The following is a 12,818-nucleotide window of genomic DNA, read 5'->3' as shown; positions in this document are numbered from 1 at the left end:
TTGCCGCTGCCTGGCAGCAATGGCACGGCCTCGCGTTCTTGGGGATGTGTGGAATTGGAGGGACCAGGCCCCGCCTGGCATGCGCCTTGATGGAGTGCAGCGCCGTTCGTCGGAACTGTCATTTCTCACAGGTGCCTGGGTCCCGTGTGATGTGTCAGGTTATTTCGTCCTCTCAGGTGGTTTTTTATGAGCAAAGCTTTAATTGTGGATGATCACCCGTTTATTCGCGCCACGGTTCGCTATCTCTTGAAGCAGGAAGGCTTCGATAAAATCTTTGAGGCGGGCAACGGCGCTGATGCCATGCAGATTGCACGGGAGGAGCGCCCTGACTTGGTGATTCTCGACCTGGCGATGCCCAAGCTGGGTGGCCTGGAGGTGATCAGTCGAATGAAGGCGTTGGGCTTGCCCTGCAAGATCCTGGTGCTTACGTCGTACTTGGCGGTTTTTTTTTCCACGCGCTGCATGCGTGCCGGCGCCATGGGGTTTGTGTCCAAGACCGGTGAGTTGGACGAGCTGCAAAAGGCGATAAAGGCCGTGATGTCCAACTACAGCTGCTTTCCCAGCCTGCCGACCAGCTCGGTACGCAAAGATGATTTGCAAACGACTGAGCATGAGCTGGTGGAAGCGTTGTCGGACCGTGAGTTGATGGTGTTGCAGAAGCTGGCCTTGGGCCTGGGCAACAAGGAAATCGCCGATGACATGTTGCTCAGTCACAAGACGATCAGTACGTACAAGACACGGCTCAAGGAGAAGTTGCATATGTCGTCTGTGGTGCATTTGTCCAAATTCGCCCAGCGCAACCATCTGATCTGATCCTGAATGAACACCCTTCGGCTGGTGAAACTCACGGCCATCCTGCTGATAGGGCTGTTGCCCTCAGTGGTGATGGCCTTGGATGAACCACACACGCTGCGACTGCTCGGCCATTCCATCCTTGATAAACCAGACGTGCAGCTTGCTGAGGCGGATTGGCGCTGGCTGCGTGAGCGGCGCACGTTGGTGATGGGGGTGTCGGCACCTGACTACGCGCCGTTCGACCTCAGCAATGACAACAACGAACTTGAAGGCATCTCCGCCGATTATGCGGCATTAATTGCGCAAGCGCTGAATATCACGATTGATGTTCGACGCTACGACACGCGTGACGAGGTGATCGAGGCGCTCAAGTCGGGCCTGCTGGATTTCTTGGGGTCGGCCAATGGTTATGAGGCGGCCGACCCAGGTTTGGTACTGTCCCGGTCCTACGCCAATGACCAACCTGTCCTGGTGACCCGTGCCGGTGACAGCCAGTCGTTGTCCGCCGACCTGGCGGGAAAGCGCGTGGCGATGCTCTATCACTACATGCAACCCGATGCTGTCCAGGCCTTCTACCCCCAGGCGCAATTGCTATTGTATGGTTCGACCCACCAAGCCATCGGCTCCGTGGCATTCGGCCAGGCAGATGTCTACCTGGGTGATGCCATCAGCACCCGCTACCTGATCAACAAGAATCACCTCAATAACGTGCGCATGGCGGATTTCTCAGCCTTGGAGGTCAACCCGTTCGGGTTCGCCTTCACCAAGGACAACGAGCGTCTGCGGAACATCATCAATGCAGCGCTGGCCGCTATTCCGGCCAGCCAGCAGATGGAAATCCTGCGCCGTTGGAGCGCCGGCGGCAGTGGGTTCCTGGACGCTGACCGGTTGCGCTTGAGTGACAGTGAGCAGCGTTGGCTGGAGAAACATCCACGGGTGAAGGTGGCGGTGCTCGACAAGTTTGTCCCGCTGTCGTTTTTCAATGAGAGTGGGCAATTCCAAGGCCTGAGTGCCGAGGTGCTGTCGCGGATCAGCTTGCGCACGGGCTTGAAATTCGAGGTCGAACAGGGCAGCTCGCTGCCTCGGCAAATTGACCAGGTCGGTGCGGGCCAAGTGGACATGCTGGCGGTGATTACCCCTAGCGTCGAGCGCTCCGAGAAACTGCGCTTTACCCGGCCTTATCTGTCCAACCCCTACGTGCTGGTGGTGCGCGCCGAAGATGAACACCTGGTCACCCTTGAGGATCTGTCTGGCAAGCGCGTGGCGTTCATCGGCGGCAACAGCCTCGCCGCGCAAATTGCCCGGGATTACCCAGGTATCGGCTTTGTCGATGTGGAAAACCCCGAACAGGCCCTGGAGTTGGTCGCCAAAGGCAACGCTGATGCGACCATTGTTTCGTTGATCAGTGCACGCTATATGGTTGCGCGTGACTACCGTGATCGGCTGCGGATCACTAGCACCGTGGGTACAGAGCCCGCGCGGATTACCTTTGGCGTCAACCGCAGCCAACTGGAGCTGTATTCCATTCTTGACAAGGCACTGTTGAGCATCACCCCGGAAGAAATGGACGAACTGACCAACCACTGGCGTGGCGAAGTGGTGATCGGCGACAGCTACTGGTTGCGTCATCGCAACGCGATCGTTCAAGGGTTTGGCGTAGCCGCGGTATTGCTGCTGGTGACCCTGGGCTGGGCCATTTATCTGCGCCGCCTGATTCGTACGCGAGTCCAGGCCGAGCGTGCATTGAGCGACCAGATGCGTTTTATGAGTGTGCTGATCGACGGCACGCCTCACCCGATCTATGTCCGTGACCGCCAGGGCCGGTTGATGGCCTGCAATAACGCCTACCTCGATGTGTTCGGTTTCAAGCTGGAGGACGTGATCGGCAAGACCTTGATGGAAACCGACACCGGCAACTCTCCTCAGGCCCAGTCTTTTCATGACGACTACATGCAGTTGATGACGCGCGGTGAGCCGCAGGTTCATGACCGCATACTCAGGTTGCCCAACGGTGAAGTGCTGACCATCTACCAGTGGATGCTGCCGTACCGTGATGGCAATGACAGTGTGGTGGGCATGATTGCTGGCTGGGTGGATGTGAGTGAGCGTCAGCGCCTGTTGGGGCAGTTGCAGGACGCCAAGGACGAGGCCGACGCCGCCAACCGTGCGAAGACTACCTTTCTGGCGACGATGAGCCATGAGATCCGTACGCCGATGAATGCAGTGATCGGCATGATTGAGTTGGCCCTTAAAAGCGCCGAACAGGGCAGGACCGACCGCGACGCGCTGGAAGTGGCGTCGGTGGCCTCGCGCAGTATGTTGGAACTGATTGGCGATATTCTTGATATTGCCCGCATCGAATCCGGCCATTTGTCCTTGGCCCTGGAGCCGGCGAATCTGCGGGCATTGTTGGCATCGGTCGTGCGCGTCTTTGAGGGGCTGGCGCGGGCCAAGGGGCTGGCGCTACAGGTTGAGTTTGATCCGGTGATCGATCGCACGGTATTGATCGATCCACTGCGCTTCAAGCAAGTGGTGTCGAACCTGTTGAGCAATGCCATCAAGTTTACGGCCAACGGACAGGTGCAGCTCGGTGCCCAGGGCACGGTGGCCGGAGACCAGCTGACGCTGCGGTTATGGGTGCAAGACACGGGTATTGGTATCAGTGCCGAAGATCAGCAACGGTTATTCAACCCGTTTATCCAAGGCAGCAATGCCGAGCAGTCGGCACGCAGTGGTTCTGGCCTGGGGCTGGTGATCAGTCGCAGCTTGTGCGAGATGTTCGGTGGCCAGTTGCACTTGAGCAGTGTGATGGGGCAGGGCACGCGGGTCGATGTGCGCTTGGTGTTGGCGCTGTCGGCGCAGTTGCCGGCCCAGGCGTCAACGGTGGTAGAGGATGCTCCGCCGACCCTGGCGTTGAACATCCTGGTGGTGGACGACTACCGCGCCAATCGACTGTTGCTGGCGCGGCAACTGAGCTTTCTGGGGCACCACATCACCACCGCCGACGATGGTGTCCAGGGGGTGCAACTCTGGAAGGCAGGGCACTTTGACGTGGTCATCAGCGATTGCAACATGCCGTTGAAGAACGGTTACCAGTTGGCGCACGACATTCGCGCCCAGGAACGCGAGCGAGGCCTGGTGCCATGCCTATTGCTCGGGTTCACCGCCAATGCCCAGCCGGAGGAGGCCGAGCGCTGTCGGCTCGCGGGTATGGACGGGTGCCTGTTCAAGCCCACTGGCCTGGATGACTTGCGCTCGGTACTCGCGTCGCGCGCCGCGCGCGGTGCCCCGGCGGGCATACCGGTGACGTTTGACCTGAGTACGTTGACCGCATTGACGGGGGATGATCACGACGCCCTCAAAGAGCTGTTGATCCCGCTGATTGAAAGCCTGGAGGCCGACCTCGCCTTGTTGCCGGCACTGCAACGGGCGTTTGATTTTGCCAAGCTGCACGACCTTGCACACCGCGCCAAAGGGGGCGCACGCATGGTCAAGGCACAAGGCGTGATCACCTGTTGTGAAGGGCTGGAGGCGGTGTGTGAGAAGCAAGACCGGGAGGCGCTGGGTTCAGCCGTTGGCGATGTCAGTGCGGCAATCGGTGATTTGCATCAGGCATTGAGCGTTTATTGCAATCAACCTTGATCACCGTTCGGCTGGTTTGGGAAACCCCCTACGCAAAGAGGGAACATGCCTGATTTTGCCGTCGGCCTATGTCTGGAAAATGGCCTGCGCTCACTGTCGAGCACTGCCTACCCAGGGGTTTGCCATGCCAAATAAAGCACTGACTATCCTGATTGCCGATGAGCTGCATCTGCAGCGGCTGTACATCGAGAAAATGCTCAATCAACTGGGATATCACCGGATCGTGCCAGTGCAAACCTTCGACGAGGTGCAGGTGCTCACTGCTATCCCGGCTGAGCCGTTCGATGTACTGATCATCAATGCGGGGCTGGCGGCCCATGTCGAGGGGCCACCGCCCAAGGTGCGCCATGTGCTGGTCTACGATCACCTGGACCTGGGCAATCCCGCCGGTGTCACGCCGGCGGTGCTGGTACGGCTGCCGGGCGTGCCGGACAACGTCAACCTCGAACACTTCATGGACATCATCGACCCGCCCGCGGCCGCCAGCGGCCTGCGGGTATTGCCCTGGCTACGTGAGCTGTCCCGAACGCCTGTCGCTGGGGTTTAGTCCCACTGGGGCGCGATGCCCTTGGGGCTGGTCAGACGATGGCCACGCTCCAGAGTGGCAATTTGCGCCATATCAGCGGCACTCAAGGTCAGTTGCTGCGCCTTGAGGTTGCTTTCCAGGTTGGCGCGCTGGGTGGATGACGGGATCACTGCGTAGCCCAGTTGCATCGCCCAGGCCAGCGTGACTTGTGCTGCAGTGGCCTGGTGGCGCTCGGCGATCTGCTGGATTAGCGGATCTTTCAGCACTTCGCCGTAGGCCAGGGTCATGTAGGAGGTGATGTGGATGCCGTTGGCGCTGGCGAAGTCCACGACCTTGCGGTTTTGCAGGTACGGGTGCAGTTCGATCTGGTGGGTGGCGATGTTTTCTGCGCCCACTGCGGCAATCGCCTGTTTCATCAGGTCTACGGTGAAGTTGGAAACGCCGATCTGGCGTGTCAGGCCCAGGCGCTTGGCTTCGAGCAGCTGCCCCATGAATTCGGCGACGGGCACTTGGTCTTCCGGCGATGGCCAGTGGATCAGGGTCAGGTCGAGATAATCGGTCTGCAATTTGCGCAGGCTTTCGCGCAGGCTGGGGATCAACTGGCCTTCGGCGAAGTGCGCGATCCAGATCTTGCTGGTGATGAACAGCTCGTCGCGCGGGATGCCGCTGTCGGCGATCGCCTGGCCAACATCGGCTTCGTTCTCATAGATCTGCGCGGTATCGATGACGCGGTAGCCCAGTTCCAGGCCAGTACTCACGGAATCGATCACCACCTTGCCTTGCAAGCGGAAGGTGCCGAGGCCGAAGGCCGGAACGGTTTGCGTGGGGGTAGACATCGGTAACTCCAGAAGGGTGTGGACAATGGCGCTGAGTATCCGCCTGCCGTTCCTTCGGAAAAACCGCCAAGTCCGAAAAGGACTCTTTACCGCAGATCACGAATCGCCTTGGTCGATCCGTGGGAGGGCGCGCGTCGCACTGCCGCTCCCACCGGTTGAACTCAACGCGTCATTTTGCCCGCAACCGCTCTGCCGCGCTGCGCAACAGTTGCTCGGTGGCGTCCCAGCCCAGGCAACCATCGGTGACCGACACGCCGTATTTCATCGACGCGCCCAGCGGCTGGCAACCTTCGAACAAATGGCTTTCCAGCATCATGCCGATCAGCGAGGTGTCGCCTAGCAGGCGCTGCTCCAGCACCTCGTTGAACACCGCCGGCTGACGCAAGGGGTCTTTGCCACTGTTGGCATGGCTGCAATCGACCATGATCCGCGCCGCCACCTTGGATTTGCCCAGGTCGTGCTTCACCTGCGCCACGCTCTGCACATCGTAGTTCGGCCCACGGTGACCGCCGCGCAATACCAGGTGGGTGTCGGGGTTGCCCGGGGTCTGGATGATCGCCGGATGGCCCTGGCTGTCGACGCCGAAGTGGCGGTGTGGGTGGGAGGCCGAGCGCATCGCATCACAGGCAATCGCGACGCCGCCGTCGGTGCCGTTCTTGAAGCCCACGGGCATGCCCAGGCCGCTGGCCATCTCGCGGTGGATCTGCGACTCGGTGGTGCGCGCGCCAATCGCCACCCAACTGAGCAGGTCATCGAAGTAGCCGGCGGCCATGGGTTGCAGCAGTTCGGTGGCGACCGGCAGGCCCAGGCGCAGCATTTCGCGCATCAATTGACGTGACAGGGTGAGGCCGGCGGCCATGTCGTCGCTGCCATCCAGGTGCGGGTCGTAGGCCAGGCCTTTCCAGCCGATGGTGGTACGGGGTTTTTCGACGTAGGCGCGGATTACCAACAGCATCTGGTCACTGACTTCCAGGGCCAGTTTCTTCAGGTTGCGTGCGTATTCCATGGCCGATTCCGGATCGTGGATCGAACACGGGCCGACAATCACCAGCAAACGCTTATCTTCGCCATTGAGGATGGCGCGCACGGCTTGGCGATGGGCGTGGATCTGCTCGTTGAGGAACGGGCTGAGGGGCAGTTGGTGCTTGAGCTCAAGGGAGCTGGGCAGGCGCTGGGTCAGGGCTTCATTGGCGCTGTTCAGGGCAGAAAGAGGCAGAGCGGCGGTGGCAGAGTTCATATTCAAGGCTTCCTGGGCAAGCGGCGGGTTATTCCCGCGCGCTTGGCCCTACTGGGGTGTTCGACAATTGGCCGTATCGGCTACGTGTGTTGGCTTGCCACCAATAGGTGACCGATCGGAGGCGGCAGGCTGTCCCGAACGGAGCTTGCTAAATCGCCATGCAGTGGATGTGTCGTAGCGGTAATAGGTGGCGTAGTTCATGTCGTGATTCCTTAAGTGTTCTTACGAAATTTTTTGAGAGTCTGAAAAAACAAAACCCCCGGTCGGGGAGCCGACCGGGGGTTAGATTTCTCTGGCAGGCGACCCCTTGAGTAGTGGGCGCCGATTTCAGGTATCAGGCGCGCCAGTGGCTAAACCAATACCCAAAATAAAAGCTTACAGCCGCGCTCGAACCGCTCACACGGGTAGCCGACACCGAGCGCAGGGCGCTGGCAGCAGGGCAAACCTGAGTGTGGGTGAGTTGCAACATGTTGTGTCTCCAAGTAATGGAGGGGAGCTTACTAGAGGCACGCAGGAGGATTCAATCAGTAATTTCTATGGCGTGGGGGTACTTACCGCTATGGACCAAGATATGCTTGTAACACTTAGATAATGATTGCCGGGACGCGACCATGACTGCCTTTGCCCTTGCTGCTGCTCAAACGATCGCCATTGCGGGCGACATACCGGCCAATCTCCAGCGGCACTTGGCCTTCATGCGTGTGGCAGCGGAGCACGGTGTGCAGGTGTTGGTGTTTCCAGAGTTGTCGTTGACAGGCTATGAGCCGTCATTGGCCGCCGGGTTGGCAATCGCCCTGGATGACGTGGTACTGGCGCCACTGCGTGAGATGGCGCAGGCGCTCCGCTTGACGGCGGTAGTGGGGATGCCGATTCGTTTGGCGCCTGGGGCCGGTGTATCGATCGGCGCATTGGTGTTGGGCGCAGACGGTTCCTTGGCGGTGTACACCAAGCAGCACCTGCATCCTGGTGAAGAAGTTGCATTTGTCCCAGGGCAAGGCGGGGCTGTACTCGATTTGGGTGGCGAGCGGATTGCGCTGGCGGTGTGTGCAGACTTTTCCCACGCGAGTCATCCGCTTGCTGCTGTCGAAGCGCGGGCAAGTGTGTACGCCGCTGGTGTCTTGATCAGCGAAGGCGGCTACGCGACGGACAGTGCCCTGCTGCAGGGCTACGCCGCCGAGCATGGCCTGTTGGTGTTGATGGCCAATCATGGTGGTCCATCCGGCGGCTACGTGTGCGCGGGTCGCAGTGCGATCTGGGCCGGTGATGGCAGCTTGCTGGCTGCGGTGCCGGGGGCGGGGGACGCATTGGTGATAGCCCGCCGCGAAAGCGGGCAGTGGTCTGGCCAAGTGGTGGCTCTGTAAATGGCATTCCACCTGCGCGCAGCGACGGATCGCGACCTGACATTCGCACGCACACTGACCCACGAGGCCATGAGCGGCTACTACGCGCAATATGGCCTGCTGTGGTCCAACGATGGTTTTGATACGGCGTGGGCCGGTCGGGAAAACTGGCTGATTTGCCGCGACGACTGTGTCCTGGGTTTTATCAGCCTGAGTCGTGACAGGCACGCGTTGTATATCCGCGAACTGCATCTGCTCGAAAGCTGTCGCAAGCAGGGCGCAGGCAGTTGGGTGCTGGAGCAGATGGCGCTCAAGGCGTGCCCACAGGGCTTGTTGCGCTTGACCGTATTCAAGACCAACCCGGCGAAACGGCTCTATCAGCGCAAGGGCCTGAGCATCGTCGGTGAGGAAGATTGCTTTTGGCGTATGGAGCGCGTTTGCCTCTCAAGCTAAACCTGCACCAAATCCTAATAAGCGCATACTGCCTTCAGGAGACGACTTCCTGATCGTTGTTTTGGCCATCAGCCTCAGAAAGGATGATCCCTTCTTTCATGCCCAGAAGGACCGCTACCTTGTGGGCCTCACCACGCCGTCCCTTTTTGCGCCCAGCGAGCACTTGATAGGTGGTTGCCGGATCAACGCCATGTTCACGGGCGAACGCTTGAACTGACTTTCCTTGATGTTCCAGCCAGGCCTTGGCTTGTGCAGCAGTACGGATTCCGGGCATAGTTCAAAACCGTTCAAGTTCGTTTAACAAAGAGATGAGTGTGTCACCTCTTGGGGTGTGCCAAATAGGATCATACATCCAAATGAGTGGAATCGGTTCGCGTTTGAGGCAAGAAAGAGAGCGACTTGGCCTGTCGCAAAAAGTTTTTGGTGAGATAGGAGGCGTCGAAGCCAACGCACAAGGTAAATACGAAAGTGGAGGGCGTGCGCCTAAAGCGGACTACTTGTCTCGTGTCGCCGAAAGAGGTGTGGATATCCTGTACGTGTTGACCGGGAATGCCACGCCGATTCAATTGGAAAATTTGAGCCAAGTTGAAGAAAAGGTATTGGGCGATTATCGCGCAATGTTCAAGGAGGACCAGGATGCTATTCGCCGTTTGACTTCAACCCTGGCCGAGCATTCATCTTCTTTCAATGGCAAAGCCAAGGTGCAACCCCAGGATTCCTGAGCTTTTACTCCGCAAACCGGGCCGCCTGCCATTCTGCGGGCGAGTGCGGTGCATTCAAACACTATATATATGACGCGTGCAGCTAGGTCTGCGCCTTGGTTTTTTGCTAAGGTGTTCAGCAACCTATAAGACCATATCGCGAGGTGTCTGCTTGATTAGGGTGCTAGTAGTCGATGACCATGATCTCGTTCGTACAGGCATTACACGAATGCTGGCTGACATCGATGGCCTGCAAGTAGTCGGCCAGGCTGAGTCCGGGGAAGAGTCCCTGATCAAGGCGCGGGAGTTGAAACCCGATGTGGTGTTGATGGACGTCAAGATGCCGGGGATCGGCGGTCTTGGCGCAACGACCAAGTTGTTGCGCAGCCACCCGGACATCAAGGTCGTGGTGGTGACAGTGTGCGAGGAAGATCCGTTCCCTACACGCCTGTTGCAGGCCGGGGCGGCGGGTTACCTGACCAAGGGCGCAGGCTTGGCCGAGATGGTGCAAGCCATTCGCCTGGTATTTGCCGGTCAGCGCTACATCAGCCCGCAGATTGCCCAGCAGTTGGCGATCAAATCCTTCCAGCCCGTCAGTGACTCGCCCTTTGATGCGCTGTCGGAGCGGGAAATCCAGATTGCCTTGATGATCGTTGGCTGCCAGAAGGTGCAGACGATCTCGGACAAGCTGTGCCTGTCGCCCAAGACCGTCAACACCTACCGCTATCGCATCTTCGAGAAACTCACCATCAGCAGTGATGTTGAACTGACCCTGCTCGCGGTGCGCCACGGCATGGTGGACGCCAGCGCCTGACATGACCACGCCGTTTGATCCGAGTGCCTTTCTCTCAACCTGCAGTGGCCGCCCTGGCGTGTACCGCATGTTCGACAGCGAGGCCCGCCTGCTTTACGTCGGTAAAGCCAAGAACCTGAAGAACCGCCTGGCGAGCTATTTTCGCAAGAGCGGCCTGGCGCCCAAGACGGCGGCATTGGTCGCACGTATCGCCCAGGTCGAAACCACCATCACCGCCAACGAGACCGAAGCGCTGTTGCTTGAGCAGACGCTGATCAAGGAATGGCGGCCGCCCTACAACATCCTGCTGCGCGACGATAAATCCTACCCCTACGTGTTTTTATCCGACGGCAACTTCCCACGCCTGAGCATTCACCGTGGGGCGAAGAAGCAGAAGGGCAAGTACTTCGGCCCGTATCCCAGCGCCGGCGCGATCCGCGAGAGCCTGAGCCTGCTGCAAAAGACCTTTTTTGTGCGCCAGTGCGAAGACAGCTTCTACAAGAACCGCACTCGGCCGTGCCTGCAATACCAGATCAAGCGCTGCAAGGCGCCGTGCGTGGGCCTGGTTGACCCCGCCGAGTACGCCGAAGATGTGCGCCATTCGGTGATGTTCCTCGAAGGGCGTAGCAATGCGTTGACCGATGAACTATCCGCCGCCATGGAGCAGGCCGCCAGCACCCTGGATTTCGAGCGCGCCGCCGAGTTGCGCGACCAGATCTCCCTGCTACGCCGCGTGCAGGACCAGCAGAGCATGGAAGGTGGCACCGGCGACGTTGATGTGATCGCAGCCTTCGTCAACCCCGGTGGTGCCTGTGTGCACCTGATCAGCGTGCGTGGCGGTCGGGTGCTGGGCAGCAAGAACTTCTTCCCGCAGACCGGTATCGATGAGGACGTGGCTGAAGTCATGGCTGCGTTCCTTGGCCAGTACTACGTCAGCAGTCCTGAGCGCGACTTGCCGTCCGAGCTGATCGTCAACGTGGTGCACGAAGACTTCCCCACGCTGATCGCGGCGATCCACGAACTGCGCGGCCGCGAGCTGGACATCAGTCACCGCGTACGCGGCACCCGTGCCCGCTGGCAAACGTTGGCGGTGACCAACGCCGAGCAGGCCCTGAGCGCACGCCTGGCCAATCGACAGCACGTCGCCGCACGCTTCGACGCCCTGGCCGAAGTCCTCAACCTGGACGAGCCACCGCAACGTCTGGAGTGCTACGACATCAGCCACTCCAGCGGCGAGGCCACCGTGGCCTCCTGCGTGGTGTTCGGGCCGGAAGGGCCCATCAAGTCCGACTACCGGCGCTACAACATCGAAGGTGTCACCGCCGGCGATGACTACGCCGCCATGCACCAGGCCCTGACACGGCGTTTCAGCAAGTTGAAGGACGGCGAGGGCAAATTGCCGGATATCCTGCTGGTGGACGGCGGCAAGGGCCAGCTGTCCATGGCCCGTGACGTGCTCAACGAGCTGGCAGTGCCCGACCTGATCCTCCTTGGCGTCGCCAAGGGCGCCACGCGCAAGGCCGGCTTCGAGACGTTGTACTTGAATGATGCCGCCCATGAGTTCACTTTGAAGGGCGACTCACCCGCACTGCACCTGATTCAACAGATTCGTGACGAAGCCCACCGTTTTGCAATTACCGGGCACCGCGCCCGTCGCGGCAAAACCCGGCGAACCTCAACCCTGGAAGGGGTAGCGGGGGTTGGCCCGACGCGACGTCGCGACTTGCTTAAACATTTTGGTGGCTTGCAGGAGCTATCCCGTGCCAGCATTGACGAAATAGCCAAAGCACCCGGTATCAGTAAAAAGCTCGCTGAGCTGATTTATGCAAACCTGCACAGCGAATAGAATGCCTTTCCACCTCGTAGCCAGTTGTGCCGATGAATATCCCTAATCTGATCACCGTTCTACGCGTCCTGCTCATTCCGATTTTCATTCTGTTGTTCTATTTGCCGTACGAATGGAGTTATGCCGCCTCCAGCTCGGTGTTCGCCTTTGCGGCCGCAACCGACTGGCTCGACGGCTACCTGGCCCGCCGCCTGGAACAAAGCACGCCCTTTGGCGCGTTCCTTGACCCCGTGGCCGACAAACTCATGGTGGCCGTGGCCCTGGTCCTGCTGGTGCAGGAGCACGGCAACCTATGGCTGACCCTGCCAGCCGCCGTGATCATCGGCCGCGAGATCGTTGTCTCGGCCCTGCGCGAATGGATGGCCGAAATCGGCGCCCGCGCCCACGTCGCCGTGTCCAACATGGGCAAATGGAAAACCGCTGCGCAGATGCTCGCCCTGGTGATCCTGCTGGCCAACCCGTCGGACTTCTCGTTCTGGGTCCTGACGGGCTACGCCTTGCTGCTGATCGCGGCTGGCCTGACGCTGTGGTCCATGCTCCAGTACCTGCGCGCTGCCTGGCCTCATCTGCGCACCACCGTTGAAAAGAAATAAAACTTTTTTGAATCAAAGGGTTGACCGGTTACGAGATTTGTATAGAATGCGCATCA

Annotated in this window: 12 protein-coding genes; 9 read left to right on the top strand and 3 right to left on the bottom strand. The window is 59.6% G+C overall.

Features of this window, described 5'->3' with window-relative positions; all coding sequences use genetic code 11:
- Positions 1-186: 186 nt before the first annotated feature.
- The 3 genes from DBR46_RS04415 to DBR46_RS04405 all read left to right on the top strand — a co-directional run bounded on the left by DBR46_RS04415 (position 187) and on the right by DBR46_RS04405 (position 4,984).
- A complete protein-coding gene (locus tag DBR46_RS04415) occupies positions 187-813 on the top strand; it encodes a response regulator transcription factor (RefSeq protein ID WP_124525158.1) in 627 nt (208 codons plus the stop codon).
- 6 nt (positions 814-819) lie between these two features.
- Positions 820-4,437 (top strand): transporter substrate-binding domain-containing protein, encoded by a 3,618-nt coding sequence (locus tag DBR46_RS04410; RefSeq protein ID WP_124525157.1) that lies wholly within the window; start codon positions 820-822, stop codon positions 4,435-4,437.
- 124 nt (positions 4,438-4,561) lie between these two features.
- Positions 4,562-4,984 (top strand): chemotaxis protein CheY, encoded by a 423-nt coding sequence (locus DBR46_RS04405; protein ID WP_124525156.1) that lies wholly within the window; start codon positions 4,562-4,564, stop codon positions 4,982-4,984.
- Here the strand turns inward: DBR46_RS04405 and dkgB are convergent.
- Both dkgB and DBR46_RS04395 read right to left on the bottom strand, forming a co-directional pair.
- Complete coding sequence (gene dkgB, locus DBR46_RS04400; protein WP_124525155.1) at positions 4,981-5,799, bottom strand: 2,5-didehydrogluconate reductase DkgB; 819 nt, start codon at positions 5,797-5,799, stop codon at positions 4,981-4,983. The genes DBR46_RS04405 and dkgB overlap by 4 nt on opposite strands.
- A 169-nt stretch (positions 5,800-5,968) precedes the next feature.
- Complete coding sequence (locus DBR46_RS04395) at positions 5,969-7,036, bottom strand: 3-deoxy-7-phosphoheptulonate synthase (protein ID WP_124525154.1); 1,068 nt, start codon at positions 7,034-7,036, stop codon at positions 5,969-5,971.
- Positions 7,037-7,647: 611 nt separating this feature from the next.
- On the opposite strand from DBR46_RS04395, the gene DBR46_RS04390 reads away from it, so the two are divergent.
- Both DBR46_RS04390 and DBR46_RS04385 read left to right on the top strand, forming a co-directional pair.
- A complete protein-coding gene (locus DBR46_RS04390) occupies positions 7,648-8,397 on the top strand; it encodes a carbon-nitrogen hydrolase family protein (RefSeq protein WP_124525153.1) in 750 nt (249 codons plus the stop codon).
- A complete protein-coding gene (locus DBR46_RS04385; protein WP_124525152.1) occupies positions 8,398-8,829 on the top strand; it encodes a GNAT family N-acetyltransferase in 432 nt (143 codons plus the stop codon).
- A 34-nt stretch (positions 8,830-8,863) separates the two neighbouring features.
- Here the strand turns inward: DBR46_RS04385 and DBR46_RS04380 are convergent, their stop codons facing one another.
- The gene (locus DBR46_RS04380; RefSeq protein WP_017737468.1) at positions 8,864-9,103 is read right to left on the bottom strand and encodes a DNA-binding protein; all 240 of its coding nucleotides are present in this window, start codon (positions 9,101-9,103) and stop codon (positions 8,864-8,866) included.
- An 82-nt stretch (positions 9,104-9,185) separates the two neighbouring features.
- On the opposite strand from DBR46_RS04380, the gene DBR46_RS04375 reads away from it, so the two are divergent.
- From DBR46_RS04375 to pgsA, 4 genes are all read left to right on the top strand, one after another.
- On the top strand, positions 9,186-9,551 hold the full coding sequence (locus DBR46_RS04375; protein ID WP_124525151.1) for a helix-turn-helix domain-containing protein: 366 nt from the start codon (positions 9,186-9,188) through the stop codon (positions 9,549-9,551).
- A 151-nt stretch (positions 9,552-9,702) separates the two neighbouring features.
- Positions 9,703-10,344: a UvrY/SirA/GacA family response regulator transcription factor gene (gene uvrY / locus DBR46_RS04370; protein WP_026136871.1), complete on the top strand. Its 642-nt coding sequence runs from the start codon at positions 9,703-9,705 to the stop codon at positions 10,342-10,344.
- 1 nt (position 10,345) lies between these two features.
- Positions 10,346-12,169 (top strand): excinuclease ABC subunit UvrC, encoded by a 1,824-nt coding sequence (uvrC, locus tag DBR46_RS04365; RefSeq protein WP_124525150.1) that lies wholly within the window; start codon positions 10,346-10,348, stop codon positions 12,167-12,169.
- 32 nt (positions 12,170-12,201) lie between these two features.
- Positions 12,202-12,762, top strand: coding sequence for a CDP-diacylglycerol--glycerol-3-phosphate 3-phosphatidyltransferase (gene pgsA / locus DBR46_RS04360; RefSeq protein WP_003232771.1), 561 nt, complete (start codon positions 12,202-12,204; stop codon positions 12,760-12,762).
- Positions 12,763-12,818 lie beyond the last annotated feature (56 nt).

It is taken from the genome of Pseudomonas sp. KBW05, assembly GCF_003852405.1.
Taxonomy (GTDB): Bacteria; Pseudomonadota; Gammaproteobacteria; order Pseudomonadales; family Pseudomonadaceae; genus Aquipseudomonas.
The sequence above is the reverse complement of the archived record's forward strand: the minus strand, read 5'-3'. Positions and strand labels throughout refer to the sequence as shown.